Origin of the sequence: Kribbella sp. NBC_01510 (assembly GCF_045040325.1) — a bacterium.
Classification (GTDB): domain Bacteria; phylum Actinomycetota; class Actinomycetes; order Propionibacteriales; family Kribbellaceae; genus Kribbella.
In genome coordinates this window covers 2,546,767-2,567,136 of the sequence record NZ_CP109418.1, presented here as the reverse complement: position 1 = coordinate 2,567,136, position 20,370 = coordinate 2,546,767, and the positions used below count along the sequence as shown (strand labels likewise).

The 20,370-nt window shown below is 66.1% G+C and carries 25 protein-coding genes; 8 read left to right on the top strand and 17 right to left on the bottom strand.

Annotated features, from left to right (window positions below; translation table 11 throughout):
• The first annotated feature begins 32 nt into the window (after positions 1–32).
• Complete coding sequence (locus OG558_RS12770) at positions 33–575, top strand: DUF6941 family protein (protein ID WP_405070419.1); 543 nt, start codon at positions 33–35, stop codon at positions 573–575.
• 128 nt (positions 576–703) lie between these two features.
• The gene (locus OG558_RS12765) at positions 704–1,204 is read left to right on the top strand and encodes a hypothetical protein (protein ID WP_405070418.1); all 501 of its coding nucleotides are present in this window, start codon (positions 704–706) and stop codon (positions 1,202–1,204) included.
• A 327-nt stretch (positions 1,205–1,531) separates the two neighbouring features.
• Here OG558_RS12765 and OG558_RS12760 read toward each other — a convergent pair whose 3' ends face one another.
• On the bottom strand, positions 1,532–2,698 hold the full coding sequence (locus OG558_RS12760) for an HNH endonuclease family protein (protein WP_405070416.1): 1,167 nt from the start codon (positions 2,696–2,698) through the stop codon (positions 1,532–1,534).
• Complete coding sequence (locus tag OG558_RS12755) at positions 2,695–3,915, bottom strand: adenine-specific methyltransferase EcoRI family protein (protein ID WP_405070415.1); 1,221 nt, start codon at positions 3,913–3,915, stop codon at positions 2,695–2,697. The genes OG558_RS12760 and OG558_RS12755 overlap by 4 nt, the downstream gene beginning before the upstream one ends.
• 539 nt (positions 3,916–4,454) lie before the next feature.
• Between OG558_RS12755 and OG558_RS12750 the strand changes: the two genes are divergently transcribed.
• Genes OG558_RS12750 through OG558_RS12735 form a run of 4 tightly spaced genes read left to right on the top strand, consistent with a single transcriptional unit; the run spans position 4,455 to position 6,358 of the window.
• Positions 4,455–4,793 (top strand): hypothetical protein, encoded by a 339-nt coding sequence (locus OG558_RS12750; protein ID WP_405070414.1) that lies wholly within the window; start codon positions 4,455–4,457, stop codon positions 4,791–4,793.
• Positions 4,772–5,356 carry a type IV toxin-antitoxin system AbiEi family antitoxin domain-containing protein gene (locus OG558_RS12745; RefSeq protein ID WP_405070413.1) on the top strand — a complete coding sequence of 195 codons (585 nt, stop codon included), beginning with the start codon at positions 4,772–4,774 and terminating at the stop codon, positions 5,354–5,356. The genes OG558_RS12750 and OG558_RS12745 overlap by 22 nt, the downstream gene beginning before the upstream one ends.
• Positions 5,353–6,135 (top strand): hypothetical protein, encoded by a 783-nt coding sequence (locus OG558_RS12740; protein WP_405070412.1) that lies wholly within the window; start codon positions 5,353–5,355, stop codon positions 6,133–6,135. The genes OG558_RS12745 and OG558_RS12740 overlap by 4 nt, the downstream gene beginning before the upstream one ends.
• Before the next feature lie 10 nt (positions 6,136–6,145).
• The gene (locus OG558_RS12735) at positions 6,146–6,358 is read left to right on the top strand and encodes a hypothetical protein (protein WP_405070411.1); all 213 of its coding nucleotides are present in this window, start codon (positions 6,146–6,148) and stop codon (positions 6,356–6,358) included.
• A 437-nt stretch (positions 6,359–6,795) separates the two neighbouring features.
• Here the strand turns inward: OG558_RS12735 and OG558_RS12730 are convergent, their stop codons facing one another.
• The 3 genes from OG558_RS12730 to OG558_RS12720 all read right to left on the bottom strand — a co-directional run bounded on the left by OG558_RS12730 (position 6,796) and on the right by OG558_RS12720 (position 9,531).
• Positions 6,796–7,035: a hypothetical protein gene (locus OG558_RS12730; protein WP_405070410.1), complete on the bottom strand. Its 240-nt coding sequence runs from the start codon at positions 7,033–7,035 to the stop codon at positions 6,796–6,798.
• A complete protein-coding gene (locus OG558_RS12725) occupies positions 7,032–7,844 on the bottom strand; it encodes a hypothetical protein (protein WP_405070409.1) in 813 nt (270 codons plus the stop codon). The genes OG558_RS12730 and OG558_RS12725 overlap by 4 nt, the downstream gene beginning before the upstream one ends.
• 472 nt (positions 7,845–8,316) lie before the next feature.
• On the bottom strand, positions 8,317–9,531 hold the full coding sequence (locus OG558_RS12720; protein WP_405070408.1) for a DUF4917 family protein: 1,215 nt from the start codon (positions 9,529–9,531) through the stop codon (positions 8,317–8,319).
• Between the two features lie 68 nt (positions 9,532–9,599).
• Between OG558_RS12720 and OG558_RS12715 the strand changes: the two genes are divergently transcribed.
• Entirely contained in the window at positions 9,600–9,869 is a 270-nt protein-coding gene (locus OG558_RS12715; RefSeq protein ID WP_405070407.1) for a hypothetical protein, read from the top strand.
• A 24-nt stretch (positions 9,870–9,893) separates the two neighbouring features.
• Positions 9,894–10,781 carry a hypothetical protein gene (locus OG558_RS12710; protein ID WP_405070406.1) on the top strand — a complete coding sequence of 296 codons (888 nt, stop codon included), beginning with the start codon at positions 9,894–9,896 and terminating at the stop codon, positions 10,779–10,781.
• Here OG558_RS12710 and OG558_RS12705 read toward each other — a convergent pair.
• The 12 genes from OG558_RS12705 to OG558_RS12650 form a co-directional block, all read right to left on the bottom strand.
• Positions 10,722–11,192, bottom strand: a complete 471-nt coding sequence (locus OG558_RS12705) for a hypothetical protein (protein ID WP_405070405.1) — start codon at positions 11,190–11,192, stop codon at positions 10,722–10,724. The genes OG558_RS12710 and OG558_RS12705 overlap by 60 nt on opposite strands.
• Before the next feature lie 187 nt (positions 11,193–11,379).
• Complete coding sequence (locus OG558_RS12700; RefSeq protein ID WP_405070404.1) at positions 11,380–13,503, bottom strand: helicase HerA-like domain-containing protein; 2,124 nt, start codon at positions 13,501–13,503, stop codon at positions 11,380–11,382.
• Between the two features lie 335 nt (positions 13,504–13,838).
• Positions 13,839–15,200 carry a tyrosine-type recombinase/integrase gene (locus OG558_RS12695; RefSeq protein ID WP_405070403.1) on the bottom strand — a complete coding sequence of 454 codons (1,362 nt, stop codon included), beginning with the start codon at positions 15,198–15,200 and terminating at the stop codon, positions 13,839–13,841.
• Complete coding sequence (locus OG558_RS12690; RefSeq protein WP_405070402.1) at positions 15,200–15,376, bottom strand: helix-turn-helix domain-containing protein; 177 nt, start codon at positions 15,374–15,376, stop codon at positions 15,200–15,202. The genes OG558_RS12695 and OG558_RS12690 overlap by 1 nt, the downstream gene beginning before the upstream one ends.
• An 18-nt stretch (positions 15,377–15,394) precedes the next feature.
• Entirely contained in the window at positions 15,395–16,969 is a 1,575-nt protein-coding gene (locus OG558_RS12685) for a replication initiator (protein ID WP_405070401.1), read from the bottom strand.
• Positions 16,966–17,166 (bottom strand): hypothetical protein, encoded by a 201-nt coding sequence (locus tag OG558_RS12680; protein WP_405070399.1) that lies wholly within the window; start codon positions 17,164–17,166, stop codon positions 16,966–16,968. Before OG558_RS12680 ends, OG558_RS12685 begins: the two co-directional genes overlap by 4 nt.
• A complete protein-coding gene (locus tag OG558_RS12675) occupies positions 17,163–17,546 on the bottom strand; it encodes a WhiB family transcriptional regulator (RefSeq protein WP_405070397.1) in 384 nt (127 codons plus the stop codon). Before OG558_RS12675 ends, OG558_RS12680 begins: the two co-directional genes overlap by 4 nt.
• Positions 17,543–18,955 (bottom strand): FtsK/SpoIIIE domain-containing protein, encoded by a 1,413-nt coding sequence (locus OG558_RS12670; RefSeq protein WP_405070396.1) that lies wholly within the window; start codon positions 18,953–18,955, stop codon positions 17,543–17,545. The genes OG558_RS12675 and OG558_RS12670 overlap by 4 nt, the downstream gene beginning before the upstream one ends.
• 7 nt (positions 18,956–18,962) lie before the next feature.
• Positions 18,963–19,238, bottom strand: a complete 276-nt coding sequence (locus OG558_RS12665) for a hypothetical protein (protein WP_360143377.1) — start codon at positions 19,236–19,238, stop codon at positions 18,963–18,965.
• Between the two features lie 5 nt (positions 19,239–19,243).
• The gene (locus OG558_RS12660) at positions 19,244–19,513 is read right to left on the bottom strand and encodes a hypothetical protein (protein WP_405070395.1); all 270 of its coding nucleotides are present in this window, start codon (positions 19,511–19,513) and stop codon (positions 19,244–19,246) included.
• Positions 19,513–19,743, bottom strand: a complete 231-nt coding sequence (locus tag OG558_RS12655) for a hypothetical protein (RefSeq protein WP_405070394.1) — start codon at positions 19,741–19,743, stop codon at positions 19,513–19,515. Before OG558_RS12655 ends, OG558_RS12660 begins: the two co-directional genes overlap by 1 nt.
• A 161-nt stretch (positions 19,744–19,904) precedes the next feature.
• Positions 19,905–20,321 carry a hypothetical protein gene (locus OG558_RS12650; protein WP_405070393.1) on the bottom strand — a complete coding sequence of 139 codons (417 nt, stop codon included), beginning with the start codon at positions 20,319–20,321 and terminating at the stop codon, positions 19,905–19,907.
• Between the last annotated feature and the right edge of the window lie 49 nt (positions 20,322–20,370).

Genomic DNA, 20,370 nt, shown 5'->3' with positions numbered 1-20,370 from the left:
TCATCGCGGTCCGGACAGGTGACTGCTTCGGCATGAGCATCTTCTCCGAATGTCGCGCCGTCGTCCTACTCGCGGACTACGCGGTGGCGGACTCAGGTGGCAAGCTGAACATCCTTGGTGCCGGCTTCACCATCACTGCCGTGCAACCCACCACTGGCCTGACCGCCGCGCAGTACGTGGTCGTCATGGTCGACGTCCCCCCGAGATATGTTGGAGAGGACTTTCCTTTGGGGGTCGAACTGAGAGACGAAGCGACGGGTCAGACCGTCGTGATGCCGGGTCCAACGGGCAATCCTGACGCGTTGCGAGTGCAGCAACTCGTCAGAGCAGAGCCTCCGCAAATCGCCGGGGTCTACTTGCCTACATCGCTCTGGTCCCGTGTGCAGTTGGTCCTGGCGTTTCCGAACGGTTTGCCACTGCAGCCCGGCGGCGAGTACCACTGGCGAGTCGAGGTCGAGGCTCAGCACCGCCAGGGGTGGTCGGCTCACTTCCTCGTGGCTGGTCCGCCTCCGCCGCCGGTATTCGGCGGCCCGGCCGGCAATCAAGATATCCAGGACGTGCCTCCGGTCGAGTAAATCGGCCAAGAAGCAGCAGCGCCCCACCGGTTCCCCCGTGCCGGTGGGGCGCTGCTTCATTTTGCGGAAGCGTCGTTGTCTGCCGGGGCTGCTACGTTCGGGACCCAACGGTCTACAAGGGGGACTCGATGAAGCTGGATGTGACGGAACTGCGCGGCGTGGTCGACCGCTTCAAGGATGAGCGCATTGAGCCACCGTTCCCGGTTCTCCACGCGCTGGCGTCACTCATCGGCGACGCGACCGTTTCGACGGCTATCACCGTCCACAAGCTCGCCCGCGCCTCGGAGTCCTCGCAGGAGACAGGCACGACCTGGGAGTGCATGGCGCTCGCAGGCGACGCCGTGGTTCACGTGTCGGGCGCCAGAACGGGTCGGGACTGGTACCTAGGCCGCGTCTATGACGAAGACGAGGATTCAACGCCGGTCGTCATTGGCAGCCTGACACCGTTGCGGGAAATCGCCACGTGCCGGGTGCTGAAGGTGTGGACGATCTCCGAGACCGAATGGATCGCAAAGTGGCAGTTCGAGCTCCGGAACCGCGACCCGCTGGTCATCCCGTGGCCTGATCACCTTTACGGTCAGCAGCAGCACGAGGCGCTTGCGCTCGACGTCGCGAAGCGTCTGCGCTGACAGGTCGCCAGCCCGGATCTGCCTGCCGGCGGAAGTACCTGCGCACCTCGACGCTATGCGGGCTGCGGCTTCCGGGGTGACAACGGATCGGGGCTGGCGACACGTCACAAGTCTGCCGTTTCCCGCAGTCGGTCCGCGGAAGTTACCCACAGCCCCACACGCAAATGCAGCGCTCCCCGATTCCACCGGTCGGGCGCTGCGCTCAGGTGTTCGGTTAGTGCAGGATCCACCACACGATCGGCCCGACGAACACCGCGAGCCAGAAGACGGCGCTCAGGCCACGGACTCGCTCGCCACGGTCCTCCCCACTCTCCAGATGCCGCCGGGCTACCTGTTGCCCTTGGCGCGGTTGTGCGTCACGCACAGCATGGTCAGGTTCGAGAGGTCCGTCGCCCCGCCCCTCGACCAGGCGGTCACGTGGTCGGCGTCCATCTCGTTCTGCTTGTAGATGCGCGTCTTGTTGGCGTCGCCGCCGAGTGCGCACAGCGGGCAGTTCGAGACGCCGTCGACCTTCGCCTTCTGGGTCTGCTGCTCGTAGCCGACGCGCTTCGTCTTGTCGTCGAAGAGCCGGACGTCGAGCAGCTGCGGTGAGGTCTTGCCACCGAGCAGGTACTCGTAGATGCCCTTCGCGTTGTGGACGTAGGGGTCGGCGCGGAGGGCATCGACGCCGGCGTCGATCGCGGCCGCGTTGTACGAGTTCGAGTGGTAGAGCTCGTAGAGCCGCCCCCACTCGAGTCCCTGCATCTGTTTGTCCGGAGGGCGGGTGAAGACGCCGCCGACCCAGTCGATCACCGACGTGAAGTAGGTCTTGAGCTCGGCGATGCCGGCGTTCTGGCGGTGCTGCGCGAGGTAGGCATCGACGCTCAGATCCTGGGCGGACGCGACCCAGTCGAGCGCGACGGCCAGGACTCCCTGCCGCTTCGGGTCGCCCTTGACGTACGACTGCCACTTCTGCATGTTCGCGTTGTTGGAGTTGCTGTACTCCTTCTTCGCCGCGGTGATCAACGGCCCGGAGTAGATCGAGTTCAGCAACTCCTGGGCGTTGAGAGGGACGCCGGCGATGTTGATGGTCTGGAACCACTGCTTGATCTCGACCTCGGAGCCGTCGCACTCGTAGATGTCGAGTCTGGTCTCCAGGATCTTCTGCTGCTGGTCCTTCGACAATGAGGAGAAGGTCTGCTCCTTGCCGTCGACCTTGATCGCGAACTTGCCGGTGACGAAGCGGCCGACGCTGGTGATGCGCTGCTGGCCGTCCAGCACCTCGAGCGACTCGTCTTCGACGTTGAAGTAGATCAGCCCGAGCGGGTAGCCCTTGAGCAGCGAGTCGATGACGGCGACGTCCTTCTTGCCGTCGTTGTAGATGTAGTTGCGCTGGTACTCCGGCTGGACCACGAGCTTGCCGGCGAGCCCGAACAGCCCCTTGCCCTCGAGTTCGTTGTAGACGAAGCCTTCGACGACCTGCTCGACGGTGTAGTGCTTGAGCTCGGTCTTCACGAGGCGTCCTTCCGCCGGATGATGATGCGCTTGTAGGCGGTGTAGTAGTGCGGCCTGGTCAGCCCGAGTCTGCGGTGTCCGGGGCTGTTGCCTCCGGTGCCGCCGCCCTCGTAGTACTTCTTCACGAACGCCTCACCGAGCGTGTCAACGCCGATCTCGCGCATCGCCTCCATGTCGTCGGCGTGCGCGATGATCTCGAACTGGTCGGGGTTGTACTTGTCCAGGAAGGTGATCGGGACGCCCATCGGCCCGTCGTAGTCGCTCGGGATGGAGTCGACCCAGGGGACTTCGATGGCCTCCTGGAAGTTGTAGTAGCGCTGGTAGCCGACGCCGCGGACGTCCTTGTGCTTGGAGTACTTGATGTTGTCGGCCATCGTCATCAGCTGCAGCGGCTCGTGCCTCCGCCCGTGCTCGATGTTCGTGAACCAGCACGAGTGCCCCATCCGGGTGAAGTCGCGATCGTCGGTCGACGGGTAGCCGAGCCGCTCGGCCTTGAGTCGGTCGGCCTCCTTCACTGGTGTGCCCTTGGGGACGCCGAACACCATGTCGGTGCTGTTGCCTGTCGCGCCCTTCCAGAGCCGGTTCTCCTTGATCAGCGGGAAGATCTCGACGTAGGTGGTGGCCCCGTTGTTGCCGATGACAGAGACCTGCTTGCCGGCCTCGACCGCCCACGGGACGAATGTCTTGAAGAGGCTGAATGGCGGGTTGGTGATGATGATGTCTGCCTCGTCGCGCAGCGCCGTGACCTCGGCGCTGCGGAAGTCGCCGTCGCCCTCGAGGTACTCCCACTGCAGGTCGTCGATGTTGACGACGCCGTCGTCGTTGACGTCCTTCGGCTCGAGGGTGAACTTCTTGCCGTTGGCGCGGGTCTTGGTCTCGTCGAACTGCGGGTCGCTCGTCTCGAACAGCGTCGGCTGGTAGTTAAGCTGCGCCGGGTTGCTGTCCGGGGCGTATGAGGTCGAGATGAGCTTCTTGATGCCGTACTCGACCAGATGCAGCGCGAAGAACTTGGCGAAGTTGGACCACTCCGGGTCGTCGCACGGGAGCAGGATGACCTTGTCGCGGAACACGTCCGGGTCGTACTCCAGGTAGGCGTTGACCTCGCGCTCGATGTCGGCCCACTGGGTGTAGAACTCGTCGAACCTGGCGGCCTTCGCCGACTGCAGGTTGGTGTTCTTGGTCCGCACGCGTGTGACGGCCTCGTCCTGCGTGGTCATGCTCGCTGTACTCCGTTCAGGCGGCCGGACGCGCCACCGGTTGGGGCACGTCGTGGGGGCCATCGTATCGACGGGCAGGGACAGGGACTGGTAGACGAGGCGGGTCGTGGTGGCCGGACAATCGAGCAGCGCTAACGGGTGGATATCGTGGTTTGGTGGCTGGCCGTTACGGAGCGTCGGGCTGTCCGGCAGTTCGATGACCCGGAGCCGGGTGGCCACCCCACAGCCGACGTGTCGCCACAACACCAGTAACGAAACCCCCTAAAATCAACACCGGGAGTTGCTGGCTTCGGGCCGAACCACCTTTCACAGAAGGGGTTCGGCCCGATGTCATCTCCAGCCGAAACCACGCCTCCCAGCGACCCGGGGAAGCGCACCATCGTCGTTGGTCTGCGCCTCACCCCCACCGAAGCCGAAGCGCTCCGCGGCTGGGGAACCCGCCACGGACTCAACGATGCAGCTGCTGCCCGCCAGGGACTCCGACAAGCCGGCATCCTCCCCCCGGTAGACCGCGCCCGTACCCCGGGCACGCGGATCTGATGGACACCCAGCCCAGCCTGTTCGATGACCTGGACGCCATCGCCAACGACCTCATCCACGAGCGGGACGCTGACCGGATCCGCCGCGAAATCCTCCGCGTCGGGTGCCTGAGTGGCCAGTTCTCCTCCAACGATGTCCGGTCCCGCTGGTGGACCGCAGAAGGCGACCAGTCCGTGTTCCCCAACCTGATCGGCGCCACGTTCGCCTCGCTGACCAAGCACAAGGTGATCGAGAAGTGCGGCACCACCAAGTCCACGGACCGCAGGGGCCACAACAGGGGCCGGATCATCCCGGTGTACCGGCTTATTGACCGGTCGTGCTGCGGAAAGGCCGGCTGATGGCCCGCAAGCTGGGGCAGCGGGCCGCCGCTGTCCTGGAGTTCGTCCAGCTGCACCCGGCTGGCGTGCGGGCGGCCGAGGTTGATGCTGCTCTCGGGACCACTGGGTCAGCTCGCTACCTGTCCCGGCTCGTCGCGTCAGGCCAGCTGCGCAAGGCTGGGCGCGGCCTGTACGCCGTGTCGGACACTTCCCCCAGTTCGGACACTTCCCGATCCCGCAACCGGACACAATCCGCCAAACCGGACACTTCCGCTCGATCGAAACCGGACACTTCGGCGCCACCCGGCTGGGTCCTGCTCGCGGAGATCCCAGACGGCGACTACCTGGGCCTGCCCCGCAAGGCTCTGGCGTTCCTGGACACACTCCGCGGTCCCCGTGGCCGCGCTGAGATCGTCCTGGACCTGCTGCGCCGTGAATACCGCCGCACCCACGCCCCAGTCGCCCCACCAGTTGACCGTGACAACGACGACCTAGCCGCGGCTCGCTCCGTCGTCGCCAGCGCATTCGCCACCGCCAGCCCAGGCGCCCGGAAGCGGGGCCACACCAAAGGAGACATCCGTTGACAGACGCCCGCGCCGTCTCGCTGTTCACGACCGCGTACCGGCCAGACACCCTCCACCCGCTCACCCCACCTGCGTCCACAGGCTCGGCCTGCGCCGTGTGTGGCGTGCGCGTGGAAGGCAGCGCCCCCGACTGGCCCGCCCGGAGCGGAGTACAGACACTGCTGTGGCGTCGCTGCCCCGACTGCGTGACGTTGGCCGGCCAACTGGCACCGATCCGCGACCCCAACCAGCAGGCACTCATCCTGGCCGCGGACATCCTGGGTCACGCCATCGCGCCGGTAGACCGTGAGGCCACCTGCGCGGTCATGCATCGCGAGTTCTGCACAACAGCCCAGACCACCACGAGCGAGGCCGCCCCAGGTGCTCCACGACGCTGGGAACACCTCAGCGACCTGGAATCCCGCATCGCACAGAAAGCGGTGAACCTCCACACTGAACGCACCGGCATGCCCCACCCAGACGGGACAGGGTGCGGCTACTGCGGACAAACCCACAGCCTGGAGGGGTGGCGGCTGACCATCGCCACAGCGGGCCGACGTATCCGGGAGTGCAGCGAATGCACCGCGGCTGATGAGCAGATCCCTGCCGCCAGCGAGCAGCTGTCCACCAGGCTTGACCGGATCGCCGCCGACTGGAAGCAGGCACCAGCGGTTCCCTACGTCCACGACGGCACCCCGTATGCCCGCACAGTCGGGTACGTGCCGTTCCACCTGGTCCCCGGCGCCCAACCCAGCCGGCAGCGGTTCGCCTACCTCGAGCAGGTGCTCAGCCGTGCCTGACCCACGTGACATGCCAGCACGCCGTGACCTGGGCAACCCGCGTCGTCTCCAGCTGTCCCGCCCAATCGGGGCACTGGTCGCCCTGACCCCGGAGACCGCCGACAAGCTGCGGGATCTGCTGCCACCTGGCCAGAACCTCGCAGACGGCGCAGAGGAACTGATCCACGGGATCCACAGCCTGAAGGAACACACCAACACCGAAGGGAACACCAGCGATGGCTGATCAGAAGTGCGCCAACTGCGGCAAGGCCACCGGCGAGGGCCAGGTGGAGATGGACGGGCAGGTGTACTGCCGGGACTGTGCCACCGACATCGACCCGGGGTCCGGCGTCACCCCCCACTCAGCCGATGACCGGGTGCGTGCCTCGCTGAACGACTGGGCGGAACCGGCACCGCTGACGCACAGACCCCTGGCGCGGGCTGGCGGAGTCTGGTGGCACGATCCAGAAGGACGTGGCGCCTCCGCTGGTCGACACGTCGAAGGGCACCCCGGGCCTCGCGTCCGATCTGTTCAAGCGGGCCAACCGGCTCGACATCTCGCTGCAGAGCAAGGAAGCAGCGGGGTCCGTCACCCTGCCGGATCGAGGTCGACGGCAAGGTGGTCGACGAGGCCACGTCGAGCGGCGCCTACAAGGTCGTCACCTGTGTCGGCAAGGTGCCCTAGCCGACGCGGCGCCCGACCTGCAGCTGGGCGTGCAGCTCCTTGCCCACCCAGTCCCCGGTGAGCTGGCGGACGGTGGCGAAGTATTTGCCGGCCCCAACGTGCACGGGATCCGAGACGACTTCGAAGCGTTCCCCGTCGTCCACGAAGAACACCATGCCCTGGGCAACGATCTCGGCGGCCAGAAAGAACTCCCCGATCCCTGCGCGCGTGGCCGGTACGTCGTCCGATCTGGTCAAGCGGGGTTCCTCCGCTCGAGCCTGCGATTGATCTCCTTGACCAACGCTTCGTTGTCTGCCGGGCTGCGCCACTGGACGAAGGAGGCGTAGTCGAGCTCGCGCATGAGAGTCGCCATGTGGGCCTCCGCGAGGCCGCTCAGTGGGGCGTTCGACACCAGCAGCAATCTGATCGGAGGGCCGAATTCAGTGAGGAACCCCTTCAGGTCCCGGGAGTGCAGCTCTGCGTGGCTCACAAACTTCATCGAGACGGCGAGGTTCTGCTTCTCGGTTTGCCCCCTTAGCCGAACGGCGTCGATCCCGTCGTGGGACACGTATAGGCCGGCGTAGTCATCGGGGAACAGCCGCCGCAGTTCCATGCGGAGGGCCCGCTCGTACATGCTCTGGTTCTGGGCCGCGAACAGTGCGTCGGACAGTGCGCGCCTCGTGCTGGTTGGCAGTTCCGCACGCACCTCGCCGAGCGCGGCAGCGACGTCGCCCTTTACCTCGGTGGGCACGGACTGGTTTTCCAGCACGTTGTAGGTCACGACGTGCGCGAGTTGGTCGAACGCCGCCTCGTACTCGCCCATCTTGAGGCGGTTGAGGCGCTGTCCGGACACCGCGATGTAGCCGAAGAACGCGCTCAGCGCCAGGAGGACGGGCACGCCGATGCTGCTCGCGTCCTTGGTGAAGACGCCGATGACGCCGAGGACGCCGGCCGCCGCACCGACCAGACCGCAGGTTACGCGGGCGATCCAGCCCAGGCGGATCGAGGATGACGGCTGGTTGGGCTGCGATGGCTTGGCAGGCGGCTCAGGCTCGGTCGGGCTCACGGCAAGTGATCATCGCTCAGGCAGTCGGTGAGCGCCAGCGCTGCAGGCCAGCTCACTAGCGCGAGATCAGGACACCACCCGGGCCAGGAACCCGCCGAGGCCTACCCGCCCGATCGCCGGGGTCGCCCTCCCTGCCCCCACCGCTGAGACACCCCGTGACAGTCCGTGTGACGGAACAGCCCTTGTCACACCCCCGTAGCCCGCCTCTTCCGGTACGGGGACAGCTGTCAGGGTGTGACAATCCGTGGGTGGGCTCCCACGACGGCTACCCCGACGCAACAAACCGAGTGACGTGAACTGCACCAAACCGTGTGCAGTTCATGTGCAGCGACCCCCTGTGACCTGCAGGTTTACCCCGGGCATTTGAGACAATCTCAAATGGTTCTCGTGGATCCTGACTTGAGCCACATTAATACGCACAGGCTGAGATGACGCCCACCGATTCAATCCGGGTCAGCCGGCGCGCTCGTGGCTAGACCGGGCTGGACAAATTCTGAGTCGCCAGCGACGGGTCGCCTAGCGGGTGCGTGGTGCTGTCGAAGAACCTCGGCTTGTTCTCACCGAGTAACTCAGTGATGCGGGCCTTCTCCTGGATGATCCACTGGTCGGTGCTGCGTGGGTAGATCGACACGGCGACCTCACGCGGAGCGCCTTCGATCAGCGCAGCGACGATGTGCTTGTCCTGCTCGCCGAGCGAGTGCCCGAATACGACCACGTTCTCCGGGTCGGCCCGGAGTGAGTCTAGGCAGAAGTTCAGATACGGCGACCGCCCGATCGTTTGCAGCTTAGCCTTCGACGATCCCTCGCTGACGAACAGCGGCCACTTACTCGACCCAGGCGGGTAGTTCCCGGCCAGCGACAGCAGGTCCCCGCCGTTGGCGCTCGTCCACTTCCCGTTGTTCCCCTGGTCGTCTTGCCAGAGGTGAATCGCACCGTGAAGGTGATACATGGCCGTGCGCTGCCAGACGTCCACGTTCTCAGGATCGAACGTGTTCCCTGCGTTCCAGAAAAAGTCGATGACGGTCCGTTTCTTAATCCGGTCGGTCGCATCGACACGGGCCCAGTACATGCAGAGGTCGTAGTTCGTCGTGAAGACGGCGTCGTGGTTCTGGATCACACGGGCGATCTTGTCGAATCTGTTGCGCGTGAAGTCGGACCAACTGATGTGCGCGCCATGCACGGCCTCGAAGAGGGCATCCCTGACGTGCTCGTACTGTGCATCTATGGCCTCGGTCGAGTTGCCCAACGCGTCGACGACCACGTGGGCGTGGTGGATTGCTTCCAGCACCGTCTCGAAGTTGGTGACGCCGAGATCCCCGAAGACCGCCTTGGCGACCGCCGAGAGGTTCCCTCGCTCGTACAGGCCCGGGTACGCGAAGCCGTTCCACAGGTTGATTGAGGCTCCGTTCCCGACCAGCAGGGTCGGCCAGGAACAATCGTCCTCGACGTCGGACCACTTCTCGAGCTCGGCGGTCTGCGTGGCAGTCCCCACAGCCCTCCCTCCCATCAACTGATCCCGACCCTTCGTCGACGCGCACCCTACTCCAATGAGCTGGTACATCCTTCGTTCACGCCGACCGCTCCGGCCGGCCTGAGGCCACGGTTCGTGCACAGTTTTGGCGCCTGCGGCGACAACAGCGCACGTCAGCGAGCAGCGCCTGGCGTTCAGGCCGATCTTGTGGCCCAAGTCAGGTCAAATGGTTCTCGTGGGTCGGGGACATGAAACAGCCCCCACCGGAACCATCCCGGTGGAGGATGCCTGCCGTTGAGGGATCAGCCGGCACTGCTGGGTGCTGCGCGCCCCGCGACCGGCGGGGTCCGTTCCCGGGACTGATCCTGGAGTGGAAGCACCAGGGCGGGACTCTATGGTCTGCGCGGGTCGCCTACGTCATCGACCCCGGTCGAGCCAGCTCGGCCGAGGAGTGGTTCGCCCGCGACCACCTGCGCCCGGTCGACTCGTGGCCGAGCGCGCGCGTCCAGAAAGAGGCCGGCGCCCTGGCCGAGGGCATGGCCGTAGACGCCTAGCAGCGAATCGGGCACACTCTGCGCATGAGCGGGGCGGAAATCTGGAATCACATCATTGCGACCTTGAAGGTCGTCCTCTGGCCGGCCGTCGCGGTATGGGCCTTCTTCGTGCTCAAGAACAGCATCAAGAATCGAATGGATGACCTTGAGAGTCTGGACGTGCGAGGAATAATCGCGCGGTTCTCTCGGAAGAAGCTTGATGTCGCATCTGAGGTTGGGCAGATCCTGTCGAAGACCGCAGAGATTGAGGCGACGGCTAGTAATGACGGAAGCGAAGACAAGGTCGAGTCACTCGACTTGCTGTCCGTGCGGGAAGACATTGAAACGATCATCGAACGATCATTCAGTGCAGGAGTCCAGGCGAGCCTGACCGTTGGCGTTGGCACCGAGGGCGGCCCAGAGCCTGAGATCACGTGGGTCGGATCTCAGCCAAAGGTGGGATTCAAGATGGGGGCAGGAACCCGGACCCCAAACTACTTCCAGCCGGCGGCCCCAAACTACTTCCAGCCGGCAGGCCCAAACTACTTGAGCGTGACCCCAAGTAACTGGCGCGCGGCCCTTCGACGCAGGATGGATCGAAGGGACGCGGCGGATCGGGCACAGCCACTCACAACCGACGTGATGGCGCACATGCTGGTCCGTAACTTCGACTCGCTGAAAGATCTCAGCACAGATGAGCAGCTGGCCAACATCAGAGAGGTCGCGAGTCTAGAGACCGAGATGAAGGACCTGGCTCTGTCGATCGCCAATCGTCGGGGAATAGATCGACTAGATCCGATGTCGAGCGAACTCTCCGCAGATCGCCACCTGTGGAGCGAGCTTCAGTTGAAGCTGAGAACCCTCGACCCCACCTCACCTTGGGGGCAGCTGGACCTTGCCGAGGTCGCGAGCATCGGTAAGCCCAGGGACTAGTGGGCTAGTCCCGCCGGCATGATCCTGCAGGGCCGGGACGACGACCGTTCCCGCTCCCTCCGCTGCCTGTCCAGCACGGGACCGGTACGCCACCGCACCCGCGATCAGCAGGGCCAGGACAACGACCAGCTGCACGGTGTTCTTGGCCCTCCGCCAGTTCCGGGACTTTGCCGGCTTCACGCCAGCTGCGTCCAGTGCCCATGCACCGAACCGGCGACGACGCCCCGACCCGCCACACACCCGGCAGCTGCGGAACGCCTTCGGGGACACGTTCCACCGGGACTTGCCGGTGGACTTGCACGCCGGACAGCCGGTGAACGGCCAGATCCGGCACGACACGAGGTAGACGACCAGGGCGACGATCACGACGCCGACCACGGCCAGGATCTGATTGCTGGTGAGGTCCTGCACGGTCCCTCCAGGGGATGAAGTCCGGTGGTCCGGGATGCAGCCGGACCAGTGCATTGGGATGAGGTTTGTCATCCGGGGTGAAAGTGGCTGTGACCTGCAGAAATGCACCGAATGAGCCACCCTCCGGGGGCTGTGCAGGCCCCCGGACCGCGGGATTTCGCGTGGTGGCTCACCCGGTGCATCCGCTTCATTCGCGCTCGGCCAGCGCCTGCCGGATCACAGCCGGGGACACGGGGTACTTCCGGTCCGTGGACGGGATCGTGATGCCGTGGTCCCGCTTCAGCGCGTCCCGCAGCTGGGCCCCGTTCAACCGCTGGTACGGCGCCCAGTCCGGGGCGAGCTCGCGCAGCAACGCGGGCACGTCAGCTGCCTTGACTGGCTCGTCACCGGCCAGCACCTCGGCCAGGTCCTCGAGCAGGTCACGCCGTACCGCGGCCGCCGTGGTCCCGGTCCCGGGGACAGTGCCCTTCACCGCGGCCAGAGACCGCTTGATGACCGGGGACAGCTGGTCGTTGTCCTTCGCCCCTGACACGAAGAACCACTGCAGGACATCGGACCGCTCGCCGGTGAACCCGCGCACCACCGACGTACCGATGTCAGCGCCAGGACGCAGGATCGTGGCCCGGTGGCCAGACTTGTACGCGCCCGCACCCAGCAGCCCGTCATTGGCCACGTGATCGGTGACCGCGAAGGCCACACCGTTGGAACAGTTGCGGGTCACGTCACGCGGGATGCTGGTGGCAGTCGGGGCCTGGGTGGACAGGATCACGTGCACACCGCGCTTCCGGTCCAGCTTGACGATCTGCTCCATCAGGAAGCTGATCTCCTTGCCGTGCGCGGCGTCCTGGAACAGCACGTGGCACTCCTCGAACAGCGCCACGATGGGGTGCAGGCCGACTCCCTTGCTGGCCAGCTTCCGGTCCACCTGCTCGGCCTCGAACTCCCCGAGCAGCCGTCCACGGCGCTGCAGTTCGGCGTGCAGGTCCGCGATCTCGTCGCGGATGCGCTCGATGCTCTCCCGCTCGGCGCCCATGACGTACCGGGAGGACCGCGGCTCGAACCGGGCAAAGTCAAAGTTGGAGTCCGGGACGTAGATCCGCAGTTCACAGGTGGGGTCCAGTGCTGCCCCCGCCATCAGGATCCGGGCGCTGCTGGACTTGCCCTGACCGGGCAGTCCACCCGTGATGGTGTTCCGGCCACTCATCGGGGCGGTGACCACATCCCCGCGCAGGGTGCGACCAGCGGGGAACCCGGCGAAGAAGTCAGCCACGCCCTCGTCCAGCAGCGGGTACATGCCGGCGCCCTCGGCCAGCGCTCCCTTGTCCGCGATCCACAGATCCAGCAGGCCAGCCTCACCGCCCACCGTCAGCCACGTCTCACCCTCGGCGCGGTGGAGAGCACCGGCCACCTTCTGCCGGCGCTTGGCCACCTCCTCCGCGGTCACGCCAGCTGGCAGCCGCACAACAGCGTGGGTGCCGCGGCCATCGACCCGGGCAGGGGTCGGGAACTCCAGGCTCAGCCCTTCCTTCAGGTGGTCGCTGATCGGCTTCAGTCGCAGACTGTCCAGCGCCCGGGCGATCGTGCCCTCATCGATGACGATCGTGGAGGCCAGGTCCCGCTCGGTCAGCAGCCACGTCGGTGGGGCCGCCCGCCGCTGCCCTTCCCGGAACGCGAAGTACAGCAACAGGACCGGCCAGCAGTACCAGAGCACCAGCGAGGTGATGGTGACCGCGATGACACCAGCCCCGAGCACCTTCACGAAGCCGTTCCAGACACCAGAGAACGACCCATTGCCGGTGATCTCGGCCAGGATGCTGATCAGCAGGACCGCACCGGGGATGCCGACCAGGGCCAGCAGCGCGATCCGCAGCAGCCCGCCCAGCATCGTGGGCAGGTCCAGCATCCGCTTCCACCGCCGATCGGTGGCCTGCTCCTTCAGCTGCACCCAGGTCTGCAGGGCCTCACGGTCCCCGGCCTTCTCGGCAGCCTTGATCTGGCGCCGGTAGACACCCATCGTGGATGCGTCCCAGGCTCGGGAGCACCACGACTCGATGCCCTGGGCAACCGTGACGACGGGCCGGACAGCCCGCTTGGTGTAGTCGTGCCGTACAACGACAACAACCGCGGTGGTGACCTGCCGGACCGCTGGCACGTTGGCCGGCTGCTGCGTGGCCGGGGTTTCGAGGTCCACCAGTTCGGCCTCGATCACCTCGGCCTGCAGGTCGCTGGAGTGCTGGTCAGGGATCACCAGCTGGGCGTGAGGCGAGTCCGATTCGACGGGTTCGCCTGGGGGGTCAAAGATGGTGCTCATGCTGAGTGGCCTTTCACTCGGTTAGCGGGTCACTCCGGGTTAGGACCGGGGTGACCCGTGCTTGCGTCATAGGGGGTTGGCTTGCTGCACATCGGGTGCACACGAACCGCCGAAACTCAGCCGGACTCGATGGGCCTGGGCGGGATTTCAGGCGTGCAGAAAGGGCGGAGACGGGTCGGAAACCCTTCCGCGGAACCTTCCGAGTTGGCTACGGATCAGAAGGTTGGGGGTTCGAATCCCTCCGAGCGCGCAAACAAAACCCCAGGTCACGCAGGTGGGTGACCCGGGGTTTTGGCGTTTCTGAGGGTGGTTGACCCCCACGGCTGACCCCAACGTCACTCGGGTTCCTGCTCGAACAGGAACCCGAGCTTGTCCACAGCACCCCGCTGAAGATCCTCCGCCACGTCGACATAGATGGTCTTCGTCGTGCGGGGGTCCTCGTGCCCGAGGATGTCCTGAATCTGCTCCAGCGGAACCCCCTGGCTCCACAGCAGAGAGGCGCAGGAGTGTCGGAGGTCGTGGAATCGAATCCGCCGAACTCCACTCGAGGCACAGAGCTTGTCGAAGTGCCGATTGATGTTCCGAGGCTCAAACGGCGTCCCGAGGCTCGTCGTGAACACGTAGTCGCCCTCCTTCCAGCTTCGGCCGGCCTCCTCACGGTCCGCGTCCTGTGCGCGACGGTGAGCGCGGAGGACCTTGAGCAACGGTGCGGGAAGCGGGATGACCCGAGCCGAGCCGTCGGTCTTGACTGGGCCAAGTTGCAGCTCGCCCTTCACCCGATGCAGACCATGTCGAACTCTGATCAGCCCGTTATCCAGGTCGACATCGGACCACCGGAGGCCGAGAGCTTCACCCCGCCGCAGACCCATAGAGAGTGCCACCGCGTAGAGCGCGTACAGCGGCTGGTCGCGAACTGCCGAAAGGAATTGCTGAGCCTCAGCCGGAGTCCAGGCCACGAACTTCGGACGGTACTTGTGATCCATTCGCAGCTTCTTGGCGACGTTCTCGCTCAGGACCTCATCCTCCGAGACAGCGTCCTGGAGGAGTGCCCGCAGAAGTCGGTGCAGGTACCGGACAGTGCCATCGGAGACCACTGACCGGCAGCACTCCTTCGGGGTCTTTGCACAACACCGGGCGCCCTCGATCTTCCGAGCGTTCTTCCGGGGTGCCTTACCTGCGCGCTTGGCTCGCAGCAGCTCCGCCCGGTCCTCGCGGGCCTGGTCTTTGCCTTGGGCGCAGCACTGGCAGACCTGCTTGAGCTGGAAGAACCCTCGACGGATGTCGCTCGGCCGCAGACCGGTCAGCTTCCTCTTGCGGAACAAAGGCGTCAGGTACATCCGGATCAGCCACTCATAGCTAGCGAAGGTCGTATCCCGGACTCGGTGGCGCGCGTGCTCTTCGAGCCAATAGGCCATGTACTCGCCTACCGTCTGCGACGTGGACGCAACCCGCTTGCCGGACATCGTGTCGGCCTGCAGCTTGGTGAGCTTCGTGTGTACGTCGTCCCAGGACTTGCCGTAGACGCTCTTCCGGATCTCGCGCCCATCGGTGGTGATGACGTACGCCCGACCCTCCCACCGGCCGTCTGACCGCTCTCGGATATTGCCCTCACCATTGACGTTGCGACGGCCCCTCGTGGACTTGTTCGCACGCTTGGGGTCCTCGTCTGGAAACGCGAGCGCGGTCACGGTGCCCATCAGGCGGCGTCCGCGATGAGCGATCGGACGTATTCCCGAACCGACTCGACGGGTACTCGGCGACCATTGCGGACCTTGACGCTGACCAGTTCCCTCTCCTTGATCAGCCGGTAGACAGTCCAGCGCGAAACCTTCAGCAGCTCGGCTGCTTCCTCCACCCTCAACAGAGCCTCCATCGTGCTCATCCCCTCGTGTCATGCCGCCGTGGTGGCGGGGTCGTGGTCAGTTGCCGAATGGGTGTCGTCGGTGGTGGGTCCGGCGCGTTTGGCCTGCTCGTAGTCGGTTCGCCAGCGGATGCGTTCGTTGATGCCTCGGGTCATGAGTCCATGCCAGGTGGGCAGGTCGTCGTCGTTGGCCCGGTCGACGGGTTCCCAGATGAAGCGAGGTGTGCCGTCCTCGAGGGGCTCGGTTGCTGCGCAGCGATTGGTGTCGTGCATGTCGACACCGGCAGCGGCCAGGGTCTGCCGGACAACCTCGGCGCGGTCGGCTTTGTGCTCTGACAGGGTCTTGCCGGTCCACTGGCGCGATACCAGGACGCGGCGGCCACCAAGTCCCAGGTGATGCCGGTCGTGGGCCTTGGAGGGGCACCAGCCGGGGCGCATGCCAGCTTCCGCGGCTTGGGGCTGGACGCCGAACCGGAGCCAGTTGGAGCAGGTCGGGGAGCAAGGCAGCCAGCGGACTTCGCGGTGGAGCCGGTCGAGGTGGATCGCTTGTGGGGTGGTGATTTCGTCGTCGTCGCCGTAGGTGTCGGCGATGGACTTGGCCAGGTACTTGGTCAGGTAGCCGATCGCCTTGCCAACCTTGTCCTCAGCGGTGCCGATGATGCCCTGGTAGTCGAGCTGAGTCCCGAGCTTGACCACGTGCGCAGGCGAGGCGGCCGGGTCGTCACAGATCGCGTCCAACGCCTCATCCCAGGTGGGCAGCGGAGCGCCGTCGACCGGGTCACCAAATCGGCCGGCTACCTCATCCCACCGGGGCAGCTCATCTCCGACGTACACCGGGCGCTCGCACTGCGGCCACCACAGTTGGGCATAGGTGGCGGCGGCAACGTCCTTGACGGTCTGACGGGGAATGACGCCCCGAACGGCGGCATGCAGATGTGGAGCGAGGCGGCGTTGTGCTTCGACGGTGGCGAAGTACTGGACCTTGTACCCGGCGCAGCGGCGCAGGTTCTGCCAGAACCGATCGACGATCTTCGGGAAGTGCAGCGCGTCCATCGCGGCCCGGTGGTAGTCGTACGAGGCCGGGTCAGCAGGCGTCCCATCCGGCCGGACCTTGCCGTACGACGGGAGGGTCAGCGTGAGGAACATCGAAGGCCGGTAGGTCTGGCCGTTCGACCCGGTGAAGGTGGTGCCGACCGTGCGGTTCTCCATCGGCACCCGGGGCAGATCCGGAGCGTCCTGGCGTCGACGGGTCGAGCGGACACGACGGCTGGTTTCGTCCTCCTCGACCTGGTCGTCGACCTCGTCGGCGGGTTCGGCGGCCAATTCCGCGGGAAGGTCCTCGCCCTGGTCGTCAGCGTCGTCGGTGGGGATCTCGTCGTCGCGGTGCCAGCCTTCGCGGCATTGCTGCATGCGGAGCTTCCTGGCCCGGTCGGCGCACGGCGGGCATTGGCGGTGCTGGGTGGAGCCGCACGGGATCGGTACGACGGACTGCTCACCGGTCGTGGTGTCGGTCATCCGGGAGAGCACGGGGCGGACGCAGACCCCGGTGCGGACGGCAAGGTCGTGCAGCACGTCGGGGGCGATTTGTCCGAGGGTGGAGATCATCGGGGACCATCTCCCCGCCGTTGCTGGTCTCGCCCACCGGCCCACGGGATCCGCGCCGTGAGGTAGACGCGGACACCCGAGGCACCGTGGTTGGGGTAGAGGCGGTGCGAGCCGGTGCAGTCGAACACCACCGCGAGGACCTTCAGCATGATCTCGATCTCTTCGGGATCGCCGGAGACGCGGAGGCGGACGGTCATGACGCCTGCCTCCACAGCAGTTCCGGGAGCAGCGTCGAGCGGTCGAGCGCGTCGCCGATCGGGACTCCGGCAGCGATGTCGGTTCGGATCACGTCCCGCTGAATCTCGGTGGTTCCGCCCCAGACGCCGAACTCCTCATCGTTGGCAAGTGCAGCGGCGAGGCAGGAACGCCGTACCGGGCAGAACCCGCAGCGGCCGACAGCGGCGGCGGTGGCCTGACCGGGTTCGGGGAAGCAGGAGTCGTCAGCCACCGAGCGGCATTCGCCCATCGACTGCCAGCCGAGGACGATGTGTGCGCCGATCTCGGCTCGCTGGTCGACAGTCAGGGCCGGGGTCTCGAAGACGAGTTCGAGCTGGCCGGGCACCTCGCGAACATTCATGCTGCCTCTCCTGTCTCGGGGTTGTCGGTGGTGTTGCTGGGGGCATCGATGGAGTGGAGGACCCGACGCGGCCGGTAGTCGCGGGCCATGGCGCGGATCTCGTCGTCGGTGACGTAGGCGGCGCGGACCCGGGTCGCGTGGGCTTGGCCTTCCATCAGGACGTAGCCGATGCCGGGCAGGGATCGAGGGATCGAGTCGCAGAGCGCGCCGTTGTCCCAGGCGTCGTCACCGAGCACCATGTCGACCTCGGTCGCCTTGCCGAGCCGGAGCGCGATCTTGTCCGGGAACAGATCACGCCACTCACAGACCCGCTTGGTCACGTCCTGGACGGCAGCCAAGACGTGGAAGCCAGGAGCACGGCCCTTGGTCAGCAGCAGGCCGAGCGCGTTCTCAGCGCGGCCCTGTAGACGCCGATCGGGTTGGAGCGCAGTCAGGGTCGCCAGCTCGTCGACGACCACCATCACGAGCGGCGTCGCGGTGGTCGGGTTGAACGTCCGGGTCGTTCCGCGGAGCCGCCTGCACCGCTCGTCCATGTCGGTCGCGGCGTCTTCGAGGAGTGCCACCATGGCCTCGTAGTCGTCGCGTTCGTAGCGGGTGAACAGGTCTTTGCCGAACTCCAGCTCCATCCCGCCCTTGGGGTCGACGGCCCAGATCTCGACCAGCCCGGCGCGGATGAACGGGGCCAGCGCCCGCAGCGTCGACCAGATGATCGAGCCCTTGCCCGAGCCGGTCGCGCCAGCGATGAAGACGTGAGAGCCACGGACCCGCAGCCGCCACGGGGTGCCGTCGTCGGCGTACCCGATGACCAGCCCGTCGAGGATCGCGGGGTCGAGCGACTCGACGACGGGGATCGCGGGAATCGTTGCCTGCAACGGATTGCGCATCTCCAGGTCGAGCCAGATCCGGCCGGGACGGTCTTTGCGTGTCCGGGCATCGAGAGCGCGCATCGACTCGGCCAGGTGGATCCGCTTGTCGTCGAGTTCCTTGCTGGTGAGCCCGACCGGGAGCTGAAGCAAGAGCCGGTCGACGCTGGGGGTGTAGCGCAGTTTCACGATCCGGGGACGCATCACCCGGCCGGTGGTCTCGTCGGTGATCCCGAGGCCACAGCGCCCCATCCAGAACCGCCACGCAAGGCCGTAGCGGATCCATCGGCGGTACCACTGCACGGCCGGGATCCAGACCAGCCGGTTGAACGACGACCGGTGCTTGAGCCGCCAGGCCAACCCGCCGGCTAGGACCAGGACGAGCACGGAGGAGCGAGCCACCCAGCCCCACCGGGACACCTGCACGGCCACCACGACGGCGACCAGGAGCGGGCCGGTGAGGCCCGGTCGGCGCAGCAGCGCGAACACCAGGTACGCGAGGGTCTTAACCAGCCGCCCCAGTACTTGAGCCAGTACGGTAACCATGCGCTCATCAGCCCCGTCCTCGTTCGTGCTTGTGGAATCGCCGTTCGACCGTGAGCAGTTCTGCGCCTGCCCGTTCCAGGGAACCCATCGCGAGGACGCAACCGCGTGCCGCGTCAGGGTCGGGTGCGTTCACGAGAAGCCGGTTGGCCTTCTGTAGAACGGATCTGGCGTCGTCGAGCTGGTTCATCAGCCGGTGCAGCTCGACGATCGCGTCCAGGTCGTTGTCGACACCGAGCGCCTTCGCCCAGGCGACCAGGAGCCGACCTTTCGGAGTTACAGCCATTGGTGTCACCGCCTCTCGTGGATCCGGAAGCCGCGCAAGGCGTCCTCGACCGCGATGACCGACAAGTCGATCCGGCCCAGCGCCGTGCTCAGCTCGCCTTGCAGGTCCTTGCTCGGAGCACCAGACACGGCGCGGGCCGCAGACCGGACCCGGTCCTGACCATCCAGCAGACGACCCAGCAGCCGCTGAAGGACCCCGACCGCCTCGTCATCGTTGGCGGCCCCGAGCGAGTCAGCCCACACGTCCAGGTCACGCCGAGTCGCGAACAGCGGCATCAGATCCACCCCTCCGCGTACAGCAGTCGGGAGCCAGAGTCATCCAAAGAGTCGTCGTCGCCTTCGTCGTCCTCGAAGTCGTCCGAATCGTCGTCAAGCGGGTTGTCCTCGACGGTCGGGTCATCGTGCCGCTCCCAAGCGGTGCCGCTGGTGAGCATTGACGCGAGCGACTGCCGAGCCTCGGCGACCAGGTCACCAAGGCGGTCCAGATCGGCCAACTCGTGAGTCATCACCGCGACCTCTCCGGCCCCGTCGCCGATCTGCATCGATACGAACGGCGAACCGGTCGCGGCGCGAGGGAAACTGGACACCCTGAGGCCAGTGGTCGGCCGAAGGTGGACCCCGACCGAGACACGCGCGGTGAGTTCGTCGTACATGTCCGTCACCGCTCTCAGGCCGCAGGCTTGTTCGCGGCGGCGGAGTTGCGCGGAGCCCGGACCTCAGTGGCCCGGAACGACCACGCCAGCCGGGCCCGACCGTTTCCGGTCTCCGCCACGTACGGGGTCGCCGTCATGCCCTCGAAGACCACCTGAGTGAACGGGCTGCCCGGGGCGTGGGCGGGCAGAACCGGCTGCACCTTGGACAGGATCTTGATCGACACCGTCCGGTCGGCCTTGCGGGCGTCGGGGTCGCCGTCGATGACATCGACCGACCAGATCGGCAGACCGGTCTCCTCGTCGGTCGCGAAGACTGCGCGGTCCTTCGTCGAGCGGTCGAAGTCCCTCACCTCGGTCACGGCCGAGACCGCGTACGCGCCGTACGGGAAAGCGTCATCGAAGGTCACCTTGATCTTGCGGGGCATCGCCATGGTGTGATCTCACCTTCACTCTTCGATTCGTACCAACCTTTGGTACATC